Annotated in this window: 16 protein-coding genes; 1 reads left to right on the forward strand and 15 read right to left on the reverse strand. The window is 69.6% G+C overall.

Going from position 1 to position 22480, the window contains the following annotated elements; all coding sequences use genetic code 11:
- Positions 1–40: 40 nt before the first annotated feature.
- The 11 genes from HR086_RS15460 to HR086_RS15510 are packed head-to-tail and all read right to left on the reverse strand — an operon-like array spanning position 41 to position 14188.
- A complete protein-coding gene (locus HR086_RS15460; RefSeq protein WP_174466001.1) occupies positions 41–688 on the reverse strand; it encodes a hypothetical protein in 648 nt (215 codons plus the stop codon).
- Positions 685–1239, reverse strand: a complete 555-nt coding sequence (locus tag HR086_RS15465; protein WP_174454244.1) for a hypothetical protein — start codon at positions 1237–1239, stop codon at positions 685–687. Before HR086_RS15465 ends, HR086_RS15460 begins: the two co-directional genes overlap by 4 nt.
- 10 nt (positions 1240–1249) lie before the next feature.
- A complete protein-coding gene (locus tag HR086_RS15470; protein WP_174466002.1) occupies positions 1250–4585 on the reverse strand; it encodes a glycoside hydrolase family 2 TIM barrel-domain containing protein in 3336 nt (1111 codons plus the stop codon).
- Positions 4582–5952, reverse strand: coding sequence for a GH1 family beta-glucosidase (locus HR086_RS15475; RefSeq protein ID WP_174454246.1), 1371 nt, complete (start codon positions 5950–5952; stop codon positions 4582–4584). The genes HR086_RS15470 and HR086_RS15475 overlap by 4 nt, the downstream gene beginning before the upstream one ends.
- On the reverse strand, positions 5933–6928 hold the full coding sequence (locus HR086_RS15480) for an ABC transporter ATP-binding protein (RefSeq protein ID WP_141644427.1): 996 nt from the start codon (positions 6926–6928) through the stop codon (positions 5933–5935). The genes HR086_RS15475 and HR086_RS15480 overlap by 20 nt, the downstream gene beginning before the upstream one ends.
- Positions 6925–8694, reverse strand: coding sequence for a dipeptide/oligopeptide/nickel ABC transporter permease/ATP-binding protein (locus HR086_RS15485; protein ID WP_174466003.1), 1770 nt, complete (start codon positions 8692–8694; stop codon positions 6925–6927). Before HR086_RS15485 ends, HR086_RS15480 begins: the two co-directional genes overlap by 4 nt.
- Positions 8687–9667, reverse strand: coding sequence for an ABC transporter permease (locus HR086_RS15490; protein ID WP_141644429.1), 981 nt, complete (start codon positions 9665–9667; stop codon positions 8687–8689). Before HR086_RS15490 ends, HR086_RS15485 begins: the two co-directional genes overlap by 8 nt.
- Positions 9668–9669: 2 nt before the next feature.
- Positions 9670–11325 carry an ABC transporter substrate-binding protein gene (locus HR086_RS15495; RefSeq protein ID WP_174466004.1) on the reverse strand — a complete coding sequence of 552 codons (1656 nt, stop codon included), beginning with the start codon at positions 11323–11325 and terminating at the stop codon, positions 9670–9672.
- Positions 11322–12167, reverse strand: a complete 846-nt coding sequence (locus tag HR086_RS15500; protein ID WP_174454249.1) for a family 16 glycosylhydrolase — start codon at positions 12165–12167, stop codon at positions 11322–11324. The genes HR086_RS15495 and HR086_RS15500 overlap by 4 nt, the downstream gene beginning before the upstream one ends.
- Positions 12164–13390, reverse strand: a complete 1227-nt coding sequence (locus HR086_RS15505) for an ROK family transcriptional regulator (RefSeq protein WP_174460953.1) — start codon at positions 13388–13390, stop codon at positions 12164–12166. The genes HR086_RS15500 and HR086_RS15505 overlap by 4 nt, the downstream gene beginning before the upstream one ends.
- Before the next feature lie 45 nt (positions 13391–13435).
- The gene (locus HR086_RS15510) at positions 13436–14188 is read right to left on the reverse strand and encodes a hypothetical protein (RefSeq protein ID WP_174454250.1); all 753 of its coding nucleotides are present in this window, start codon (positions 14186–14188) and stop codon (positions 13436–13438) included.
- A gap of 853 nt (positions 14189–15041) precedes the next feature.
- Here HR086_RS15510 and HR086_RS15515 point away from each other — a divergent pair.
- Complete coding sequence (locus HR086_RS15515; protein ID WP_174466005.1) at positions 15042–15596, forward strand: intradiol ring-cleavage dioxygenase; 555 nt, start codon at positions 15042–15044, stop codon at positions 15594–15596.
- Between the two features lie 18 nt (positions 15597–15614).
- Here the strand turns inward: HR086_RS15515 and HR086_RS15520 are convergent, their stop codons facing one another.
- The 4 genes from HR086_RS15520 to HR086_RS15535 form a co-directional block, all read right to left on the reverse strand.
- Positions 15615–16352, reverse strand: coding sequence for a hypothetical protein (locus HR086_RS15520; RefSeq protein ID WP_174466006.1), 738 nt, complete (start codon positions 16350–16352; stop codon positions 15615–15617).
- 36 nt (positions 16353–16388) lie between these two features.
- Positions 16389–16535 (reverse strand): hypothetical protein, encoded by a 147-nt coding sequence (locus HR086_RS15525; protein ID WP_174466007.1) that lies wholly within the window; start codon positions 16533–16535, stop codon positions 16389–16391.
- A 104-nt stretch (positions 16536–16639) separates the two neighbouring features.
- Positions 16640–17368, reverse strand: coding sequence for a hypothetical protein (locus HR086_RS15530; protein WP_141644436.1), 729 nt, complete (start codon positions 17366–17368; stop codon positions 16640–16642).
- Positions 17365–22419 (reverse strand): hypothetical protein, encoded by a 5055-nt coding sequence (locus HR086_RS15535; protein ID WP_217441822.1) that lies wholly within the window; start codon positions 22417–22419, stop codon positions 17365–17367. The genes HR086_RS15530 and HR086_RS15535 overlap by 4 nt, the downstream gene beginning before the upstream one ends.
- Positions 22420–22480 lie beyond the last annotated feature (61 nt).

Below are 22480 nucleotides of genomic sequence, written 5' to 3' on the forward strand. Positions count from 1 at the left end.
CGCTCCCCGGAAGCAGGGAAGCGGGCCCGTCGCACAGTCTCTAGTTCGTCGTGAAGTACAGGTTGTCCAAGAGCAGAGCGTTGCCCGAGGGCCCACCGCCGGCGATGAACACGAAGGGCGACAGCACCGCGCCCATGCTCACGCCCGCGGCGGTGAAGTCCGACAGCGGAATGGCCAGGTGGTGCCACTGCCCGTCGTTCACATACCCATACTTCGCCACGTCGAGCTGCACGCCCTCCGTGTCGCTCATCCCAATCTTCACCGAGGCGAACCCCGGGTCCGACGAGTTGAGGCTCACGTGCAGCGTCTTCCACGCGTCCAGGTTGTGGCCCGTATCCCAGTGGATGCCAAACCCCAACCACCCCTTGCCCGCGTGGACGATGCGGTCCGCCGTCTTCCCCTCGATGCGCGTGCTCGAGGACTCAATCGTGACGGTGCCCTCGTACAGGTAGATGTGCGTGTCCACGTCGTTGATGATGATTTCCTCGGACCGGCCTCCCTCGTAGAAGCCGACGAAGAGGCGCCGCTGGCCCGCCTCGAACGGGAACGGCCCCGGGAGCACCTCGTCCTGGGGATTCGTCCCGGCGTCGTCCTGCGAGGACGGCTGGTGGTTCTCGTAGTCGGAGGCACCCGGGTCCGGCCGGCACGCGGCCAACGTCAACAGCAGCACTCCCACGGTCCGCTTCATGGCCGCACCGCCCTTTCACCACCACTCGAGGTCCGCACCAGCACCCAACCGCCCGTCACCGTCCCACCCATCTCCACGATGGCCTTGTAGGACGGCGTCAACAGCTCGTAGGGAATCGTCCCCGTCGAGTCGTACGTCACCGCGTCCGGGAAGTTGTCCAACACCGACTGGTACGAGCGGATGGCCATGTCCCGCACCACCGGCAGGTCCTCCTGCTTCGCCAGTCCGTTCTGGTACACGCCGAGCAGGTTGAGGCCGACGTAGTACTGCGCCTCGCCATACGGTCCCCGCGCGAGCACGGTGGCCCACGAGTAGAAGGCCGCGACCGGCCCCGCGTTGGCCTGGAGCACCCACTTCGTCTCCGTCCCCGGCGTCGAGTCCGCGAACGGATTGTTCGGGTCGTCCAGGATGACAGTGCTCGGATACACGCCCATGGTTGGGTCGTAGACCTCGAGTGTCAGGTCCTCCAGCGGTTCGCCATAGACATAGCTCGCGCGGTCGTAGCACCCGAAGGTGCCCAGCACCGCGAGGAGCACGAGACACGTCCTCATACGTTGTCCCTCAGAGCGAAAGGATTGCATACGCACCCACCTCGTATTCGCGGCCCTTGAGTCCCTCGGCGATGGCCGTCGTGCTCATGCCCTCCGAGTACTCATCCAGCATGCGCACCAGCCCCCGCAGACCGAAGCGCGTGGACACCGCGCCCAGCACCGGCCGCTTGAGCCCGTAGGACACGTCGCCCCCGAGCTGCACCGGATACGTGAGGTTGAACACGCGGTGGTAGTCGTACGGACCCCAGTCGTTGAACCGCAGCTGCGTGGCGAGCAGCAGCGTGTCGTACAGCACGTTGGCGTCCAGGCCGAAGCGGCGCACCTGCCGCGCGTCCTCGCCTCCGGACTGCACGCTGCCCACGAAGGCCGTGCCGTACAGCTTCAGCCGCTGCGTGGGATTGCCCACCATGCGCAGCGTCGTCTCCCACTCGTCGCGCGCGGGAGGCGCCCCGGCGAAGGCCACCGCGCTGCCGTCCGCGAGGATGGCGATGCTCGCATCCCGGGACGTCGGCTGTCGGCGGTACACCAGGTCCAGGCCCGCGGCGAAGGGCGCGTCCTCGCGCATCTCCCGGTCCCACGCCCAGAACCACGTCCCCGGCGTCGGGTCGAAGGTGATGAGCAGCTCCGCGCCCAGCGTCTCGCGGTTGTCCAGGACGGTGAAGGCATCCTGCAACACGTTGCGAGCGCGCACGGCGGGGAAGTACGTGCCCGAGTCCTGGTCATACGTGTCGGGGATGTTCGGATTCGGGCCGATGAGCGGCTTCTGGTACAGCACGTTGGGCGCCACCTCGATGGTGCCCAACTGGAAGGCCGCGCCCGCCTGCGCTCCGAAGTGGTTGCCGCGACCGCTCTCCCGCAGGCTCCAGCCCGTCAGCACGATGCTCGGCTCGGGACCACCGTCCGCCACCAGCCCGCGGAACGAGCCCTGGGCGAACAGCCGGACGCCGCCCAGGTCATATGTGGCCCGCGCCTTCGCGCCGAGCGTGTCGAGGAACTGCACCTTGTCGCGCAGCACCTCCTGGCCACTGCCCATGTAGCTGGCACCGCCCGTCGCCTCGCGCGTCCACGTGAACTCCTCGCCGATGCGCTGGGGCGCGGCCAGGATGCCACCGATGTCGAGCGCCAGCGGACCCCGGTTCCACTCGAAGGTCAGCGCCGTGCGGCGCGCCACGCGCTCGCGGATGACGGAGGCGGTCTGCTGCGTCGCGCCCCGGGCGATGTCCTCCTGATGCACCAGCGTCAGCGCCATGTCCCCGAAGCCCTTGCGGTACTTGGCGACGACGGATGGGTTTGCGCCCCAGTACAGCTCCGGACCCACCGCCAGCTTGAAGCCCTCGAAGGAGCGCTTGCCGCTGAGCACCACGCCGAAGGGCGCGTTGCCGTGGTAGATGTCGATGTTCGGCCCGTAGTTGGCCTCGCGGTACAGGCCGAAGAAGTCACCCTCCTCGCCCCAGTGGTAGTGGCCGACGCGGTAGAAGCCCTCCAGCGCGAAGTCCGCGCGGTCCAGCTTGAACTCCGCCTGGTACAGCGCGAAGCGGTCAAAGCCATTCACTCCCGGCTGGGAGACGCCCGGCGTCGGCGAGGCCCCCGGTGCCGGCGTCGTCGGCGTCGGCGTGGTGCCCCGGTTCTCGTAGAAGAGGTTGTTGAGGCGGTTGGTGGCCACGTTGCCCACCACGTTGAAGGACGCGCGTCCGTACACGCCGGTGGCGGGCTGGAGCGCCAGGTCGAAGAAGATGGACTCCGTGTGGTCCGCGGACGTCAGGTTCGGTCGCGTCGTCGCGATGCTTCCACGCGACAGCGAGCTGTCCATGACGAGGCGCAGGTTCGACACCCGCACCGCGCTGAGCTCATCCGCCTTCGCCAGGGCGATGGAGGACTCGTAGCTCTTCGACAGCTCGGAGGGCCGCAGGCCCGCGAAGTGCGCGTGGATGCGGTCCAGGTCCGTGTCCTCCGCGTACGGGTCCAGGCGGAAGGCCGCCTGCAACACGTAGTAGGCCGTGCGCGGCTGGATGCGGGAGATGCCCGCGTCGTCCGGCGTGCCCAGGGCGCAGATGCCGAACCACTCCTCGTTCATGTTGTTCTGACCGGCCACGAAGTCCGCCGCGTAGCCGCCGTTGGGCCACGACGCCGTCGTGTCGTGCAGGGAGAGGTTGGCCTCCTGGCCCACCTTCCACCAGCCATCCACCCACTGGAAGACGAAGCCGCCCAGCGCGTTGCCCACGCGGCCCTGGCCGTACGTCTGCGTGTAGATTTCCTCCCACTGCTGGCGCAGGTACTCGGCCTGCGACAGGTGGTCCTCACGACCGTCCCGCGCGTTGAACGCATCCGCGCCGAACTCCGAGAAGAGCACCGGCTTGTCCACCTTGCGCAGCACCTCTTCGTACAGGTCCCGGACGCTGGGGCCTCGGTAGACGTTGGCGCCGAAGATGTCGATGTCGGTGGCGTGCTTGGCGATGAGGTCGATGTACTGGAGGTCGCCGTTGGCCATCGCCACCGGGTGGTTGACGTCGCGGGCCTTGATGGTCCGCGCCGCCTCGCCCATCAGCGTGTAGAGGTGCACCGCGCGCGCGGCGTCCTCCTGGCCCGGCAGCGCCTCGATTTCATAGCTGGTCCAGTGCAGGCCGTAGTTGTTCTCGTTGCCGAGCAGCCACATCAACACGCCCGGAACGCCCCGGTACACCTCCACCTTCTTCGCCAGCTCCTCGAGCAGCGCCTTGCGATGCGCGGCGTTGGAGTAGTCGATGTTGGGCACGAAGGTGCCGTTGACGGTGGCGCCATAGCGGCCCATCAGCGGGTTCACCACGGTGGTGATGCCGTAGTTCTTGAAGATGAACTCCACCCAGCGCGGAGGGATGTCGTCGAACTGGCGGATGGCGTTGACGCCCATGTCGCGCAGCAGCGTCATCTCCCGCGCCAGCACCGCGCGCACGAAGTCGTCGGGCTGGTTCCAGAGCGAATACCGGTAGTTCTCTCCAATGGGCGTGTAGCCCCAGTTCATGCCGCGCAACAGGAAGTCGCGGCCGTCCACCTTCAGCTTGAAGCCCCGCTCGTCGCGCTGGAGCTTGACGACGGTGGCCTGCTCCGCGCCCGCGGTGACGTCCACGGGCTGCAGGGTGAGGGGCTGCGGCGCGGGAGACGGCGCCGGGCTCGGAGGACCCGAGGGCGTCGTGGTGGTGGCTGCGGGCGGCGCGCCACCGGGAGGAGCGGCGGCCGGCGGAGTTGCTTCCACCGGCGCCGTTTGAGGTTGCGCGCCGCCGGGTTGGACGGGCTGCGCGTCCTGCCCGGCGTGGACGGGGGCCTGGTACAGCGCCGCCGCGAGGAGGGGTGCGAGGAACAGGGCTCTCATGCGGCCAGCTCCACATCCAGCCCGTTCTGGGCCACCACGGCGCGGTACAGGTGCGCGCTGTCCTTGGGGATGCGCTTCTGGGTCGCGTAGTCCACGTAGACCATGCCGAAGCGCTTCTGATAGCCGTACGCCCACTCGAAGTTGTCCAGCAGCGACCACGCGAAGTAGCCCTTGAGCGGCACGCCCTGCTTGATGGCCTCCAGCGAGGCCTCCAGGTGCGTGCGCAGGTAGTGCACGCGCTTGGTGTCCCGCACGCGGCCGTCCGCGTCCGGCGTGGTGCCGTAGGCGGCCCCGTTCTCCGTGACGTAGAGGCGCCCGGGCTTGTAGTCCTGGTTCAGCCGCACGAGCAGCTGGGTGAGTCCGTGGGGCGACACCTCCCAGTCCATCTCCGTCTTCTCGGGGCTGACGTGGACGGTGCGCGGGGCGTTCTGCGCCTCGGGGATGCGGTCGCTGCGGATGACGCCTCGGTTGTAGTAGTTGACCCCGAGGAAATCGATGGGCGCGGCGATGTCCGTCATGTCCCCCTGTCGCACGAAGGGCAGCGTGTCCGACTTCAGTCGCCCCTCGGCGACATGGTCGTCAATCACGTCGCGCGGGTAGCCCTTCCCGTAGAGCGGGTCCAGGTACCAGCGGTTGAAGCCGCCGTCGAAGGAGCGGCACGCGTCATGGTCCTCCTTGCTGGGCGACGCGGGCTCCGCGGGCACCAGGTTGAGGGTGACGCCGACCTCCGCCCTGGGCACGTTGGCGCGGATGACGGGGACGGCCTGTCCATGCGACAGCAGCACATGGTGGGCCGTGGCCAGCGCCTGGCCCCAGTCCTTGATGCCGGGGGCGTGCTCGCCGTTGGCGTAGCCCAGGATGCTGATGCACCAGGGCTCGTTGTGCGTAATCCACCGCGACACCCGGTCCCCGAGCTTCTGGCTCATCACGTCCGCGTACTCGACGAACGCGCTCACCGTGTCGCGCGAGGCCCAGCCGCCCTTGTCCTGAAGCGCCTGCGGCAAATCCCAGTGGTACAGCGTGACGACAGGCTCGATTCCCACCTCCAGCAGTCCGTCGACCAGCCGCGAGTAGAAGTCGAGGCCAGCGGTGTTCACCTTGCCGCGCCCCATGGGGAACACGCGCGGCCAGGCGACGGAGAAGCGATACGCCTTCAATCCCATCCAGCGCATCAGCTCCACGTCTTCGCGCCAGCGGTGGTAGTGGTCGCAGGCGACGTTGCCGTTGGTTCCGTCGGCGATTTTACCGGGCGTGGCGGCGAACCGGTCCCAGATGGATTCACCGCGCCCGTCGGCGTCGGTGGCTCCTTCAATCTGGTACGAGGAGGTGGCCACACCCCACACGAAGTCATGAGGAAACTGCCGCATCGTCAGGGACTCCTTTCGAGGACTCGAGATGGCAGCGGACGTGGTGCTCCGCCGCGGGAAGGTGAAAGGGAGGAAGCGCCTCGTGGCACCGCACGTCGGCGTGAGGACAGCGGGGCGCGAAGGCACACCCCAGAGGAGGCGCGGGCACGGTCGCCACGCGCGCGGGCAGGGGCGTGCGCAGGAAGTCCACGCCATCCGGAACGGCCGACAACAACAGCCGTGTGTACGGGTGGCGAGGCGCCTGGAGCACGTCGCTGGTGCGGCCCGTCTCCACGACGGAGCCCGCGTAGAGCACCAGCACGCGGTCCGCCAGGTGACGGGCGCTCGCCAGATCATGGGTGATGAAGAGGATGCCGATGCCGCGCTCGCGCGTCAGGCCCTTGAGCAACTGGAGCACCCCCCGGCGCGTGGACACGTCCAGCATGGAGGTGGGTTCGTCCGCGATGATGACGTCGGGCTCCACCGCCAGCGCCCGCGCCACGGCCACGCGCTGACGCTGGCCTCCGGACAGCTCGTGCGGATAGCGCTTCGCCAGCTGCTCCGCTGGCGTCAGCCCCACCGACTCCAGCAGCGCGTGCACCCGTCGCGTCAGCTCCACGCCTCGCGCGCGCCCATGGCGCACCAGCGAGCGCTCCAGGTGATAGGCCACCGTGTGCACCGGATTGAGCGAGGCGAACGGGTCCTGGAACACCATCTGCACGCGGCCCCGGTAGGCCAGTGACGCGGCGCCGCCCTCGCGGGCGAGCACGTTCTCTCCGCCAAGGAGGATGTCGCCCGAGTCCGGGGTGTCCAGCCGCGCCAGCAGGCGGGCCAGCGTGGACTTGCCGCTGCCAGACTCGCCGACGAGCGCGAGGATTTCTCCGCGCTCCAGCGAGAAGGACACATCCGTCAGCACCTTGCGGCGCGCGTGGGACAGGAAGCCGCCCACGGGGAAGCTCCGATTCAGGCGCGAGGCTTCCAGCAGGGGAGGGCTCATCGACGACCTCCGGGGGACGCGGCGAGCGGCGGCTTGAGCGCGCTGGTGGCCTGCTCCAGCACGTCGGGTGACGGCGTCGGCGCGTCGGCCGCGCCCAGGTGAGGGAAGGACGACAGCAACAGGCGCGTGTATGGATGACGCGCGTCGGTGCGCAGTCGCTGCGCGGTGTCCACCTCCACCAGCTTGCCGGCCTGGAGGATGCCCACGCGGTCCGCCAGCGCGAGCAGCAGGGGCAGGTCATGCGTGATGAAGAGGACCGCGAAGCCCAGCCGCTCCTTCAGCTCCACCACGCGCTGGAGCAGCTCCTTCTGCACCACCACGTCGAGCGCGGTGGTGGGCTCGTCCATCACCACCAGCCGGGGCTCCAGGGCCAGGGCCAGGGCGATTCCCACGCGCTGGCGCATGCCACCGGAGAGCTGGTGCGGCCATGCGTCCACCAGCTCGGGCTTCAACCCCACCATGCTCAACAGCTCACGGGCCCGCGCGTACGAGGACGCGCGCGAGTTACCTCCGTGCGCCGCGAGCGTGTCGTGGAACTGCTCGCCCAGCGTGAGCACCGGGTTGAGCGCGCTCATCGCGCTCTGGAACACCATGGACACACGGCTCCACCGGAAGGCGCGCAGCGCCTCCGGCGACAACGCGGTGACGTCCGTTCCGTCGAAGAGGATGCGTCCGTGGGTGATGGCCGCCGACGAGGGCAACAGGCGCAACAGCGCGGAGCCCAGCGTGGACTTGCCGCTGCCGGACTCACCCGCGAGGCCGAACACCTCGCCGGGGGCGATGTCCAGGGACACCTGGTCCACCACGCGGGAGGGGCCCGCCTGCGTCATGTACTCGATGGACAGCTCACGCACGCTCAAGAGCGCGCCGGGCGTGGCGGCCTCCTGCGCGGGCGAGGCGACGGCGCGCACCGCCGCGGCGCTGGGCGCCTTCGGAGGGGCGCGAAGCGAGGGGTTGGTCAGCTCGTCGATGGCGGAGCTGAGCAGCGTGAGCGAGAAGCCCACCAGCGCGATGCAGATGCCCGTGGGGACGAAAATCCACCAGGAGCGCGTCAGGAGCGCCGCGTCGTTGCCGGCCCAGTAGAGGTTGGTGCCCCACGTCACCGAGCCCACGTCACCCAGGCCCAGGAACTCCAGGCCCACCTGCGCGCCCACGGCATACAGCGTGTTGCCAATGAACGACGAGGCCACGAGCGAGGCCATGTTGGGCAACAGCTCGCGGGTGATGATGCGCAGGTGGCTCTCTCCGGCGACGACGGCCGCCGCGACGAAGTCCCGACCTCGCAGCGACAGCGCCTCCGCGCGGAAGACGCGCGCGTTCCAGGCCCAGCCCGCGAAGGTGAGCACCACCACCATGCGGAACGGACCGGAGGGCAGGTAGGCGCCCAGGACGATGGCCAGCGGCAGGCCCGGGATGACCAGGAAGATGTTGGTGGTGAGCGTCAGCGCGTCATCCACGCGGCGGCCCAGGTAGCCGGCGGTGATGCCCACCAGCGCGCCCACCAGCGTGACGAGCGCGCCCACCGCGAAGCCGATGGCCAGCGTCTCCCGCGCGCCCACCACCGTCTGCGCGAGCACGTCCTGACCCTGGCCCGTCGTGCCGAACCAGTGGGCACTCGAAGGCGGCTGGTGGGGCTGGCCCATCAGCTCCGTCGGGTCCATCACGAACCACGGGCCCACCAGCGCGACGAGGAGGAAGCCCAAGAGGAGGGTGCCTCCCACCGCCGCCTTGCGCTGGCGGAGCAAGCGTCGAAGGGTGTCACGCATGGGCGCGGGTCCTCGGGTCCAGCCAGAGGCAGAGCAGGTCCACGGCGAAGTTCGCGGCAAGCACCGCCAGCGTGATGACCAGGAAGAGCCCCTGCATCAGCGGGTAGTCCTGGTTGCGCACCGCGAGGATGAGCAGGTAGCCGGTGCCCGGATACGAGAAGACGATTTCCGTCAGCAGCGAGCCGCTCAGCACGAAGCCCAGTGCCATGCCGAAGCCGGTGACGTTGGGCAGCAGCGCATTGCGCGCCGCATAGCGCAGCATCACCTGGCGGGGCGGCAGGCCCTTCGCGTGCGCCAGCCGCAGCGTGTCCGTGCCCAGCACCGCCACCATGGTGTTGCGCATGCTCAGCATCCACCCGCCGAGCGTGGCCACGACGATGGACGTCGCCGGCAGCACCGCGTGCCGCCCCACGTCCGCGAGGAAGGTGAGCGTCGCCCCGGGCTCCACGTCGTGCGAGTACGCGTGACGCAGCGGGAACCAGCCCAGCCCGAAGCCGAAGAGGTACAGGGCCAGCATGGCCAGCCAGAAGTAGGGAAAGGCCCCCAGGAAGGCGAGCGCGGGCGCCAGCGCCGAGTCCAGCCAGCCGCCCCGGTTCCACGCGGCCAGCACGCCCAGCATCGTCCCCACCGCGAAGCTGATGATGACCGCGCACCCGGCCAGCCCCAGCGTCCACAACAGGCCCGTGCCGATGACCTCCGACACGGGCGACGGGTAGTACGCGTACGACAGGCCCAAATCCCCGGTCAGCAGGTGCTTCAGGTACGTGAAGTACTGCACGTGCCACGGCGCATCCGTGAAGCCGAACGCCGTCTTCAGGGCCACCAGCGCCTCGGGGGAGATGCGGCCCTCGAAGCGGGCGAACATCGCCGTGGCCGGGTCTCCCGGCGCGAGCCTCGGGATGACGAAGTTCATCGTCAGCGAGGCCCACGCGGCGAGCAGGTAGAAGCCGAGCCTGCGGAGCACGTAGCGCATGGTCAGGGCGCCTCCCTCGGGGCGAGCGCCGTCAGCACCAGCAGGCTGTCGGGCTCGGCGTGGGGCGAAAGCCGGGCGTAGGGGTTCGCCTCGGTGGGAAAGCCCGTGAAGCGCTTGGAGTTGGACTCGCCCCAGGACGGGTTCGGGAACAACGGAATCGCCGGCGCCGTCTCGGAGAAGCGTCGCTGCACCTGCGCCATCAGCGCCTGCTGCTCCTCGCGCGAGTCGGTGACTTCGAAGCGCTCCAGCAGCGCGTCCGTCTCCTTGTCGCCGTAGCGCTGCCAGTTGGCGGGAGCCACCTCGCCCACCGGACGCACCGTCGCGGAGGACAGCATCCACTTGTAGAAGGTGTACGGCGTGGGGCCGTCCAGCGACCAGGAGATGGCCAGCTGGAACTCCCCTTTCTGGAGTCGCGCCTGCCACGCGCTGAACTCGTACGTGCGCAGCTGCGCCTGGAGGCCCAGCTTGCGCAAGTCCCGCGCGACGACCTGCCCCGCGCGCACCCAGTCCGACCAGCCGCCCACCACTTCGATGTCCAGCGTCAGCGGGCTGCCGTCCGCCTGGCGGCGCAGCCCGTCGGGCCCCCGCGTGAGCCCCGCCTCGTCCAGGAGCCGCGCGGCCTCCTTCGCGTCGTGGCGCACCCACGCGTCGTCCGCGACGTCCGCGTCCCGCCAGCCCGTGTACGCGTCGTTGAGGCCCGTGGCGTCCGCCGGCCGCGTGTAGCCATACATGGCGATTTCGACCAGCCGCTCCCTGTCCAGCGCCATGCTCAGCGCCTTGCGCACGCGCACGTCGTTCAGCGGGGGCTGGGTGGTGTTGGGGTAGAGGAAGACGGTGCTGCCGAAGAGCGGGAACCAGCGCGCGTGGTGCTTCGGGTCCCTGGCGACGAAGGTGCGGTCCACCGCGGGGACGAAGTTGCCCGCCCAGTCCACCTCGCCCTCCACCAGCGCCAGGTTCGCCTGGTCATTGGTGGGGAAGGCCAGGAAGCGCAGTGCCCTGACGGCGGGCTTGCCGGGCTGCCAGTAGTACGGGTTGCGGCTCAGTTCGTACACCTGATTGCGGAAGACACTCACCTGCGTGAACGGACCGGTGGCCACGGGGTTGGGATTCGTGAACGTCACCGGGTCCGCCACCTGCTCCCAGATGTGGCGCGGGACGATGGGCTGCGCGGCCAGGTCCCCGAAGCCGGGGATGAACGTGCGCGAGAACTGGAAGGCCACCGTGTGCGGCCCTTCGGCGCGCACGTCCGCCAGGAAGCGCCACACGCCGCCCGCGTCCAGGGCCGCGTGCTTGCGCAGCAACTGGAAGGTGTAGGCCACGTCCTCGGCGGTGAAGGGCTTTCCGTCGGACCAGCGCACGCCCTCGCGCAGCGTGAAGCGCAGGGTGCGGCGGTCCTCGGACCACGCGTGCCCCGTGGCCAGCCACGGCTGGTAGTCACCCTTGGACGGTGTGTAGAGCTCCAGGCACTCGTAGACGCCCGCGCGCGTGGGCCAGCGAGAGCCCGCGCCCGGGAAGAGCGGGTTGAAGTTGCGCACCCACGCGCTCTGCTGCTCCACGGAGACGAACAGGGTCCCCGGCGGACGCGGACGGGGCTCGTTCGAGCACGCCGCGCACAGAAGCAGGAGGAGGGCGGAGGTGACGAGGCCCGCGGGCCTCATTCCACCCTCGAGTAGGCGCGCACATAGTCCACCCGCATCTGCTGGGGGAACTGCGTGGTGCCGTCCACAGGGCCCACGAAGCCGCCTCCCACCGCGACGTTGAGGATGAGGAAGTGCGGATGGTCGAACACCCAGCGGGCGTTGCCCGGCAGGTCCCTGGGTGTCACCTCCATGAAGGCGATGTCATCCACGAACCAGCGGATGCGGTCGGGGTCCCACTCCACCGCGAAGACGTGGAAGTCCTCGTAGAGCCTGCCGCCCGCGACGACGTGCTCCTGGCCCACGTTCTCCCCGCCCGAATACCCTGGCCCGTGCAGCGAGCCCCGGACGATGGCGGGCAGCTGGCCCCGGTGCTCCATGATGTCGATTTCGCCGCACGTGGGCCAACCCACCTGGTTGAAGTTCGCGCCCAGCATCCAGAAGGCGGGCCAGATGCCCTTGCCCGTGGGCAGCTGGATGCGCGCCTCGAAGCGCCCGTACGTCCGCTCGAACTTGCCGCGCGTGGTGAGGCGCGCGGAGGTGTAGTCGTTGCCCTGGTATCGCTCGCGCCGCGCGGTGATGACCAGGCGGCCCTCGCCGTCCAGCGACGCGTTCTCCGGCCGCGCGGTGTTGTGCTCGTACTGGCCGTTGCCCCAGCCGTCTCCTCCGACGTCCGCGCTCCACCGCTCGGTGGAAGGAGGCGTGCCCGCCGGTCCGTCGAACTCGTCCTGCCACACCAGCTTCCAATCCTGATGCGAGGGCTGGACGGTGGTGGGGGGCGGGTCGGTGCGTCCTGAGCGGGCCGGGTCACAGGCCATGCATCCCAGGAGCGCGAACCACGGGAGGAGTCGGCTGGGCGTCATGCGGTTTTTCCGACGTGTTGGAGGGGAAATAACGTGCGGTCCCGGAGGGCCGCCTGGAGCACGAGTGTGGCCGCGCCCACCGCGATGGACTTGTCGCCCAGCGCGGACGTGACGATGCGCGTCTCCGCCATGGACGTGGACAGCGCGCGCTTGCGCACCGACGCCCGCAACGGGTCCAACAAGAGGTCGCCCACGGAGGAGATTTCCCCGCCGAGCACGACGATGGCGGGGTTGAGCAGGTTGAGCAGGCCCGCGACGGCGACGCCCAGGTACTGGCCCAGCCCATCGATGATTTGCCGCGCCGCCGGGTCGCCCGCGCGCGCGCCTTCGACAATCTCGCGAATCGTCGGAGCCTTTCGGCCCTTGGTGCCCATCAGCTCCCGCGCGCGCTCCACCAGCGCCCCGGAGCCGATGAGGGTGACGAGGCAGCCGCGCAGTCCGCACAGGCACGGGGGCCCCGCGGAGTCGACGGCGATGTGGCCAATCTCTCCGGCCGTGCCTCCGGCGCCGCGGTACACGTCGCCGTGGATGATGTGGCCGGAGCCGATGCCCGTGGCCAGCTTGATGTACGTCAGGTCCTCGCCGCTGGTGCCCGCGCCCCAGTAGCACTCCGACAGCGCGCCGAGGTTCGCGTCGTTGTCGACGAACACCGGCAGGTCGAACGTGGTGCTCAAGGCCTCCCGCACGTCGTAGCCGCGCCACGCCGGCAGGATGAGCGGGGACATCTTCCCGGGCGCGGACGGGTGCACCGGGCTGGGCGCGGCCACGCCCAGGCCCACGACGGAGCGCCGGGGAACGCGCTCGGCGTCCAGGCACTCCTGCACCAATGTCCGCACCGTCTTCAGTGTGCCCTCCGGGTCGTTGCGAACCTGCTGTGCGGCGCTGCGGTGGGTGCGCACCCGGCCCCGCAGGTCCGTGAGCACCACGGTGACGTGGGTGGCGCCCATCTCCACGCCGAGGATGCTGAAGGCGTCATCCCGGAAGCCGATGAGGGTGGGGCGACGGCCGCCTCGGGAGACGCCGGCGCCGATGCTGCGCACCAGCCCCGAGTGCTCCAGGTCCGCGACGATGGCCGACACGGTGGACGGGCTCAGCTCCGTCCTCCGGGCAATCTCCGCCCGGGAAATCTGGCGCTCGCGCCAGATCATGTTGAGCAGCAGGCTGCTGTTCTGCGCCCGCATGCCCGCCGCGTCGACCGTCAGTGCCGCCGTTCCCACTTTCATCGTCCCCTTACGCTCCATTCCGCCGCGCGGAAGGCGCGGTGGGTGTCATCTCCACTGGATGTCGTCGACGTAGAAGACGACCGGGGTCGGCTTGCCCCCCGCTACCCAGCCGAAACCACCCACCACCTTCCGGTATCGGACGCGGCTGACGTCGATTGTGTACTCCTTTGGCTCCGCCGTGAGCGTCTGGTCTCCGGTATCGAGGCTGAAGCCGTCGGCCGTGGTACTCAGACCCACCAGGAACTTGACGACCTCGCCTCCCGTGGCTCCCCACGCATAGAAGGACAGGACGGACGCGCCCTCGGGGACCTCGAAGCCGGGCAGGTCACCCCAATTGCTCTCGGGGTACTGCCACCACACGCCACCCCAGTTGCCGCCGCCCGCCGTATAGGTGAACTTGTGGCAGTCGCCCTTGCCCGTGCCCGGCCGCGTCGCGGCGCACTCGGGCGCGGAGACGATGCCGCCCGACGCGCCGTCGCCCATGTAGCCGCTGGGCGCCCACGTTCCGTCCACCGTCAGGGGAAGCGCCGTGGTGGGGCCCGCGTCAGGAGGCCCCGCGTCCGGCTCGCCCGCGTCGGGAGTCCCGGAGTCTGGCGGACCCGCGTCCGGCACCCCCGAGTCCACGGGCCCCGCGTCCGGCTGTCCTGCGTCTGGAGTTCCCGAGTCGGGCTTCGTCCCCGCGTCAGTCTGGGGGTCGGGCGTCTTGTCGTCCTCCTCCGGGTCACACGCACCGAGCAGGCTCATCGCGGCGAGCAACCCCGCCGCGGCACACGTCCAGGCGAAACGCTTGTGTTGCATGGGCTTCCCCTCCCTGCTGGAAAACTTCGTTCGCACTGCGAAGAAACCAGACGACGCAAGGAACCGACGCTCGCGTGGTGCGATGCGTCAAGAAAGGCGCTCTGCTTCAGAGGAGAGTGAGGTGAATCACGCCGTGCCCATCCGCCCACACCCCCGGGGCTCACCGTCACTCCGTCACGAACCGTGCTTCATTCGTTCGAGTGACGAAGAAAGTACCAGCGACGTTGGTTGGATTGCAAGCCGCCGCGTGACAGGGCCTTGACGCCAAACCCAGACACGGCGCCGCACGCGGCCCGTCCCATTGCCTGACGCGTCGCGGCGACGGTGACGTGAGAGGGATAAGGGGGCACGAGGGGCGCCTCGAGCCCGCCGAGTGGGGCCACGCGCGGCGAGAACGCCGCCTGGAGGGGCGCTCGAAACTTTGTTCGGACGGCGAACAAAGTTCAGGGTGGGAGGTGCCGGGTCACCCAGGTGGGGCGCTGGACGGGGTGAGGCTCACGTCCGGCTCCGAGTGGAATGACGACAGCGGCTGCCACCATAGCGTGGGCCCGCCGCCTTGAACAGTTTCATCCAGCGCGAGAAGGAAGGGCTCCCGCGCCCTCGGCTGGCGGGCGCGTCATGGAGAGGGACAGGAGCGCGCCGGCCCGCGTCACCAGGCTGGTCGTGTCGATGCACCGGGTTGAACAGCGCCAGGTCCGCGCGGGACGTCCGAGCGGATTGGAATCCGGAGGTGCGCCGCCTGTTGTGAGGCTTCATGCGAGAGCTGAGTCGGCGTTCCGTCGTGCTGGGGCTGGGGTCCTGCGCCGTGAGTGTGGTGGCTTGCACCTGCGCGGTCCCAGCGGAAGCCGTCCCCGTGGCGCCCCGCGTCAGGGCCCAGCTCTACGCCTGCGAGGGATGTGAAGCCGTCGCGGAGCGGGTGCCAGAGCGGCTGGTTCCCACCGTTCGGCTGGCGAGCGCCGAGGAGCCCGGAGAGCGGATGACGCTGACGGGACGGGTGTTGAGCGCGCAGTCACGCGAGCCCGTCGCGGGAGTCGTCATCTACGCGCATCACACCAACGCGGCCGGGCTCTATGCGAACGGTACGCGGGAGTCCGAGTGGAGCCGTCGCCATGGTCGGTTGCGCGGGTGGGCGAGGACGGGTGGGGACGGCGTCTATGCGTTCGAAACCATCAAGCCCGCGCCCTATCCGAACGACACCCTGCCGGCGCACGTACACCTGTTCATTGGCGAGCCGGGGCGGCCCGCGTACCACGTCGATGACGTCGTGTTCGACGGCGAGTTTGGCGTGACGCCGCGCTACCGCGAGAAGCAGGAGCTTCGCGGTGGAAGTGGCATCGTGAAGCTGTCGCGCACGGCCTCCGGCGTGTGGCTCGCGCGCCGGGACATCGTCCTGGAGCGTCACCCCTGAGGCGCGTGCGCGGGGTGCTCAGAACGGCGTCAGGCGGAAGGCTTCCATGAGGAGCGGCAGGGGGCGCGCGCTCCACAGCACGGCCCACTGTCGTTCGTTCACGCCGCGCATGTAGACGTCGCCCACGTACAGCGCGACGGCGGCGCGGGTCTCCAGGTCGATGAGGAGCGCGCCCGGCTCGCCCGCCACCGAGAAGGGCCGGTCATCCGTGGCCGTGACGAGCACTTCTTGTCCGTCCTCGCCCACGGAGATGATGCGGCCGCGATGCAGGCCTCCCCGGGAGGAGTACTTCATCACGGTGCTGCCCACGCGGGGCGCCGCCACCCGGGGCACCCAGGACACGGGTGGGTACTCGCCCGAGCCGCGCTCCTCCGGGTCCACGGGCGCGGCGATGCAGGCGTCGAGCAGGCCCGGGAAGCTCCACTGCCTGGCTCCCGTGGCCACCACCTGGGCGACCCGGGTCTGGGTGGTGACGTGGCGGAGCCAGCGCCCCTCGGGACGGCGGTCCACGATGCCGTCCTCGCCTCGCAGGTACGCTTGAGGTTGAGGCACCACCGGGCCTCCCACCGGGAGGACGCCGGGCGCCGGTGGGAGCATGGGCGGTCCCAGCCGGTGCTCCACGGTGAGCAGCACGGGGGCGCCGGATTCACGCAGGCGGAACCAGCCTCCGAGGGAGGTCTCGTAGGGGCTGCCCTCCTCACTCAGCGGCTCTCCGGCGATGAGCCGGGGGCCTTTGCCGTGGCCGTGCGTGCTCATGGTCGGGCGAGACTCCAGAGGGAAGACCTGGCGTGGCTACAGCTCGCTCAGGCCAGGGTCGAACAGGGCGGTGAGCGTGACGAGGAACTCGCGGGAGAACACGGGCATGGGCGCGTGGCCGCCATTGTACGGCTGGGCGATGCGGAAGTTCTCGCCGAGCAGGTTGTTCCTGCCACCCCCCACCACTGCCTTCCAGCCCACGGACGTGGGTGGGGCAGGACGGCGCAGGCACCTTGAAGCCCGTGTGTCCTTCGCGACGGAGTCCCCGGTGCGCGTGTGAGGGCTGTTCAGTAGGGCCGCAGGTGAAAGGCCTTCATCAGGAGCGGCAGTGGACGGGCCCGCCACAACACGGCCCACTGACGCTCCTTCACGTAGCGCATGTAGACCTCTCCCACGTGCAGCCCGATGGCGGCACGGGCCTCCACGTCGATGAGGAGCGCGCCCGAGTCGCCTTCCACCGCGAAGGGCTGCTCACTGGTGGAGGTGACGAGCACCTCGTCTCCAGACTCGCTCACGCAGAGGATGCGGCCGTGACGCAGTCCGCCCCGCCGGGTGAACTTGAGCACGGTGCTGCCCTCGCGAGGCTCCGCGACGCGGGGCACCCAGGGCAGCGGCGGGTACTCGTCCGAGCCGAGCGACGGGGCCACGGGCGCGGCGATGCAGGCGTCGAGCGGACCCTGGTGTCCCGTCTCGGGTCGGACTCCCGAGGCCAGCACCCTGGCGACGCGCTCGCCCGACGTGGCGTGGCACAGCCAGCGCCCCTCGGGACGGCGGTTCACGATGGCGTCTTCCCCCTGCCAGCGCAGGCGCGGCGGCGGGCCTCCTACCGCGAGGCACGCGGACGCGGCCCTGATGGGGTCCGGCGTCAACAGGTGCTCCACGGTGAGCAGCACGGGGGCGCCGGACTCACTCAGGCGGAACCACCCGCCGAGCGTCGCCTGGAGGTAGCTGCCCTCTTCACATAACGGCTCGCCGGAGAGCAGCCGTCGGCCTTCGTTGTCCGCGTGGGTGCTCATGCCTGGGTGAGATTGGTGAAGTCGCAGGCGGCGGGAAGGCATGAGACCGGCGCGGCGTTCGCGGGGGCCAGGTGGATGACGCGCTCGTGGGGATTCGAGTGCTCCAGGGTGCCCACCCCCGCGCCGTCGTCCGCGAGGTAGGCGGTGCGCCCATTGGCCTTCAGCTTGACGGTCCTCACCACCCCCGACACCGGGAGGGTGATGTCGTAGGAGTCGTCGTCGGTGACGCCCGCAACGGCATACAGGCCATTATAGGCATACGTGCCTCCGACGTGGTTGCCGTCGGTGATGGTGACCGTGCCCGCGCCCAGGTCGTGGTTCACCGCGTGGGTCACCGTGCAGGAGGTGCCGTCATCATCCAGGGTGATGGCCACGGGGCCCGCCCCCATGCCGGTGTCCGCCATTCCGGCGACGCCGAGGTGGACGGCGCCGGTGGTGATGGCCAACTCGTAGCTCGTCTCATCGATGACCTGAGCGGTCTGGTGGTGCCCGTTCAGCGCCGCGATTCCCATCACGCTGAGGGTGACGCCATGCCTGGGGGTTCCCTGGGCGGGAGCCGCCGGTCCGGCGATGGCCAGCGGGGTTCGCGTCACCTGCGAGGTGATGTTCTGGACCGCGGCGGCGGGAGCGCCCAGGGGCAGGGCATAGTGGTTGGAGTCCACCACGGTGGCGGCATGCGCCGCGTTCAGCGCGATGACCGCGGCGCCGTTGATGGTGACGATGGGCGCGCCCTTGAGGCCATGGTTGGGGTGACGCGCCACCGCCTGGTTGCCCATGTGGTCCACCACCGTCACCGGGACGAAGAGGTCCACCTCATCCTTGCGATAGACCTTCTCGTTGCGCGGAAGCGTGCGCAGCGAGGGGGTGCCGCCCACGTTCGCGAGCGTGCGCTCGCCGTCGTGGAAGTGGCCGGTGGAGCCCACCAACTCCACCTGGGCCGTGCCCCAGAAGCCGTCGGCTTGCGTCTGGCGCAGGAGGCTTTCGGTGGGGGCCTTGTCCAGCAGCGTGACGTTGTTGCCGGCGACCTGCCCGGTGACTTCCGCCGCCGCACCCTGGGACACGTCCAGGAGGGACCAGTCCGCGTCCAGGTTCCGGGCGACAGGGTGGGCGCCGTCGTAGGCGGGCACGCTGGCGCCCTGGAGCTTCACCATTCGCAGCCCTCGTCCATGGTTCGCGTGGGTGACGACACTTCCCGTGAGGTCCGCGTCCAGGACGACATCCACCCCGCCCAGCTTCGCCGTCGCATGCACGTTCACCGGGCTCGTCTTGTCCGTGCGGTAGGTGTTCGCGTCGACAATCTCGACGACCCGCTGAGGCCCGTCGAGTGATGGGTCCGTGCTCTCCGTGACGACCACCGGACCCAGCCCGCGTCCATGGGCCAGGTGGGTGACGATGGTGTCGGTGCCGTCATCGTCCAGCGTCACCGGCGTGCCGTCCACCTGGGCGGCCTCGCCGTTGGCCACCGCGCTGGTGAAGCGCAGCTTGTAGTGGTCCGCGTCGATGATTTCCGTCACCTCGTGGTCGCCATCCCACGCGCCGGCCGAGGAGCCGTCGACGTGGACGCAGCCCAGCGTGGCGCCCTGGCCGGGGTGGTGAAGCAGGCACTGGCCCTCGGGGAAGTCCATCAGCGTCACGCGCACGCCCACGCTCGGCAGCGTGTGCACGTGGTTCGCTCCCGCGCTGGCATCCAGCCGGTAGTGATGGGCGTCGACGACGGTGGCGTTGCGCGCGCCATCCAGGAGTGCCACGCCCGTGCCACGCAGCCTCACCTGCTTCGTCCCCACGAGCCCATGGGCCGGGTGGTGCACCAGGCATTCGCCCGCGGGGAAGGTGAGCAACTCGGTGGCCTCGACGACGGGAGCGCCGCCGCCCGGGGGCATGGAGGTCCCCGTGGCGCGTGGCCCCACGCCGAGCACGGGCTCCGGGACGGGCTTCGCGGCCACGGGATGTTGGGACGCGGGCGGCTTCTGGCAATGCACGAGTTGGAGCGGCAGCGGGCCTCCGTTCGTGTGGACCACCTGCACGGACGCGCGGGCCTGTCGCTCCGCTTCCTGGCTGGCCAGGATGGCGGGCTGCCGCAGCCGCTGCACGATGCCGTTGATGAGGCGAGAGGCCGCGCTGCGATTGGGCTCGCCGCGCGCCGCGAGAATCGCGTCGCGGAGGGCCATCTTGGTCGCCGCCGTGGGATGGAGGTTCACGAAGGCCGCGCCCGTCATTTCCGTCTCGGCCTCGTCCGCCACGTCGGCCGCGGAGTTGCCGGTCACCTTGCTCGCGGCCTCCGCCGCGCCCCCGACGAGCGTCGCCGCCTGGGCCTGGGCGTAGCAGTGGGAGACACGCGCGGCGGCCTGCTCATACGCCGTGGTGGCCGCCTGGATGTTCGTCGCGGCGAGCCCTACGGGCGGCGTCCCGGGTCCCCTCCAGCCCAGCAGGCAGTGGCGACGCTGGCCCACCACGCCGTTGAGCTCCATGCGCATGGGGGAGGAGTCATTCTTGTGATGGCATTGATCGACGGTGTAGTAGCCGGCGACGCCAGGGACGGGCTGCAGCGGCATCTGCGTCAGCGCCGCGGGGAAGCCGCCACCGTCGTACTTGCGCAGGCGGACCTGGATGCCGGGTGTGCGCGCGGGGCCCGGGTCCACGACCAGCGCGTCGCCGGTGGGCACCGCGATGAGCGTCACGGTGACGCCCGCGGTGGCGACCTTGTTCACGGTGGGCGTCGCCGTGGCGTTGGTGGACAGGGGCCAGATGTAGTGGTCCTCGTCCAGCACGGTGACAGGGTTCAGGCCCACGCCGTTCAGGTTGACCTGGGGCGCGCCGTGGGCGTCCAGGCCGTGCCGCTCGTGGCGGACGAGGCAGTGGTTGGCGGGCAGGTGGTAGACGGCGGCTGGCGCTCCATTCAGGGTGCCATCCGCGTCCAACTGGCTGGCCAGGACGGAGAGCGGCGCCGCGACGTAGTTCTTGTCACACCGGTGGATGGCGATGGCCGGGTTGTCGTTGGACGTCCCGGCGATGGCCACGATGTCTCCATCCGAGAGGCCGTGCCCGGGCTTGCGAATGAAGCACCAGGTGTTCGGACCCGCGTCGAAGACGCGCACGGCGCAGGTGGACAGGATGCCCGCTTCGACCCTCGGCGTGCCGTCGCGAGGCACCGGGAAGGTGTAGTGGTCCTCGTCCAGCTTGTGGATGGGGTGCGGCCCCGCGTTGTAGACCGCATGCGCGGCCCCGCTCAGGGTGACGTTGTCGTTGTGTTCCTTTCCATGGCGGGGGTGGACCACGAGGACGTTCGTGTTCGTGTTGATGAGGGTGACGTCGATGTCCTCCGCCGTCTTCTGGACGTAGTGGTAGCCGCGCACGCGGTACATGTCGACGGCTTCGGGGAAGGGGTGTCCCGCGCCGCCGTTCTTCGCGTAGCCGTGCTTGCCGACCTTGTTCTTGAGGCTCCCCGTGAAGAAGATGCCGTAGGAGTACACCACCGTGGGCGGCAGGCCGTGCAGCGGCGGCGCGGCGAGCGGGATGTACTTCTCCTCCAGGCCGTCCTTGGCGCCATGGTGGGCCGCGAGGATGCCGACCACCTTGCCGTCCAGGTCTCGCGCGCGACACGAGGCGATGTGCTGGAACATCGCATCGCCAGTGAGCAGGACGTAGCGCTCTTCCGGGAACAGCTCTGGCCGCGTGCCGCCCGCGTCGAGCGCCCGGCGCTGGCCGATGGGCGGCGCGTTGCTGTCGTCCTGCACGCGCACCAGCGCCGCGAGGCCAATCTCGTTCTTGTCGATCTCCCTGTTGTGGTGGCCCGGCCAGTCCGCGCGCAGCACGAAGCCCCAGGGGTATTCCTCGAAGCAGAGCTGGTTGTTGGAGATGACGCGGACGTGGGTCAGCGCGTTGAAGAAGTTCCTGTCACTGGTGACGGGCTTGTTCTCGATGACCAGCCAGGGCAGGTGCATGGCCTGCGGCTTCTCCACCGCGAGCTGCCGGTGGTCCGTGTCGAAGTGCGACAGGATGACCACGGGGTTGCCGGCCATGCAGGGCTGGTAGTTCGTCGGGCGCGTGTACTTGTGGGACTTGTCGTCCCCCAGGCCGAAGTCGAAGTAGGCGAACGGGTGGCCATTCGCGTCGAAGAGGGCGTTGCAGTTGCCCTGACCGATGTCGAACACGCCGACATAGGACACGTGCTGGTTGAGGCTGGTGCTCTGCTGGCCCGTGCTGTCCTCGGGGCGGATGGAATAGATGCGCGCCAGCTCCTTGCCCTGGTCCCCAATCGCCTCCAGCTCCAGCACCCACCAGGTCTGCTCGGGCCCGAACTTCAGCGAGGGGAACTGCCGGTAGCACGACACCTCCAGGGGGCCGTTGTCGACGTCCATGGTGGGACGGGTGGACGAAACCCTGACCCGGAACCAGATGCCTTCCTGGATGTGGAACTTGCTGTTCCCCACGACGACGGTGACGGTGGGGACTCCCGCCTCATGGCGGTAGCCGTCCGCCTGGAACTCCAGCTCCCAGAGGGGCGTCCACCGGTTCTGGCGATGGAAATCCTGTCGCTCCAGCTCCGCGCGCTCGTCGAACCACTCCTCCTCGACGAGGTCCAACCACACCAGGGCGCGCTCCCCTGTGTCATCGGGTTCGTACTTGCTGGCGGTGGCATAGAACCAGCCCTCCGTCTCCTCGGGGCCCTCGTCCTCCTCCATCTCAGGGACGAAGGGGGGCGGTGAAGGGGGGTCGCAGGGGAGGACCACCAGGTCGACGTCCATCGAGGACGACGCCCGCGGAGGGAAGAATGGGTACTCGGGCTCTCCTGTCCGCGCGTATCTGTACCGAGTGCGTTTCTTGTCGTGGATGATGGGGGACTGGGAGTCGTCCCCACTGTCGTCATCACTGTCGTCGTCGCTGTCGTCGCTTTCCGAGCCCGAAGGCGGATCCCAGTTCCCGTGAACGCGCTTCTGTCCACCGTCCAGGGCCTTGGGCCCCTTCAGTCGGGTGGAGGGGCGCCACTCTCCTGGGACGACGGCCTCGGTCTCGGAGTCGCTGTCGTCCGTCAGGTTCGGCTCGTCCTCCAACGGGGGCGGGAAGGTGCCACTCGCGGGGGTCCTCTGCTTGTGGGGCGGCTCTCCATGGGGG

The sequence above is a fragment of the Myxococcus sp. CA039A genome (genome assembly GCF_013336645.1).
Lineage (GTDB): Bacteria > Myxococcota > Myxococcia > Myxococcales > Myxococcaceae > Myxococcus > Myxococcus llanfairpwllgwyngyllgogerychwyrndrobwllllantysiliogogogochensis.

Bases quoted from the DNA above. Each gene is read 5' to 3' on its own strand.
- HR086_RS15470 (WP_174466002.1), bottom strand. From the start codon at position 4,585: ATGAGAGCCCTGTTCCTCGCACCCCTCCTCGCGGCGGCGCTGTACCAG.
- HR086_RS15530 (WP_141644436.1), bottom strand. From the start codon at position 17,368: ATGAGCACCCACGCGGACAACGAAGGCCGACGGCTGCTCTCCGGCGAG.
- HR086_RS15505 (WP_174460953.1), bottom strand. From the start codon at position 13,390: ATGAAAGTGGGAACGGCGGCACTGACGGTCGACGCGGCGGGCATGCGG.
- HR086_RS15465 (WP_174454244.1), bottom strand. From the start codon at position 1,239: ATGAGGACGTGTCTCGTGCTCCTCGCGGTGCTGGGCACCTTCGGGTGC.
- HR086_RS15495 (WP_174466004.1), bottom strand. From the start codon at position 11,325: ATGAGGCCCGCGGGCCTCGTCACCTCCGCCCTCCTCCTGCTTCTGTGC.
- HR086_RS15510 (WP_174454250.1), bottom strand. From the start codon at position 14,188: ATGCAACACAAGCGTTTCGCCTGGACGTGTGCCGCGGCGGGGTTGCTC.
- HR086_RS15480 (WP_141644427.1), bottom strand. From the start codon at position 6,928: ATGAGCCCTCCCCTGCTGGAAGCCTCGCGCCTGAATCGGAGCTTCCCC.
- HR086_RS15500 (WP_174454249.1), bottom strand. From the start codon at position 12,167: ATGACGCCCAGCCGACTCCTCCCGTGGTTCGCGCTCCTGGGATGCATG.
- HR086_RS15520 (WP_174466006.1), bottom strand. From the start codon at position 16,352: ATGAGCACGCACGGCCACGGCAAAGGCCCCCGGCTCATCGCCGGAGAG.
- HR086_RS15485 (WP_174466003.1), bottom strand. From the start codon at position 8,694: ATGCGTGACACCCTTCGACGCTTGCTCCGCCAGCGCAAGGCGGCGGTG.
- HR086_RS15475 (WP_174454246.1), bottom strand. From the start codon at position 5,952: ATGCGGCAGTTTCCTCATGACTTCGTGTGGGGTGTGGCCACCTCCTCG.
- HR086_RS15460 (WP_174466001.1), bottom strand. From the start codon at position 688: ATGAAGCGGACCGTGGGAGTGCTGCTGTTGACGTTGGCCGCGTGCCGG.
- HR086_RS15490 (WP_141644429.1), bottom strand. From the start codon at position 9,667: ATGCGCTACGTGCTCCGCAGGCTCGGCTTCTACCTGCTCGCCGCGTGG.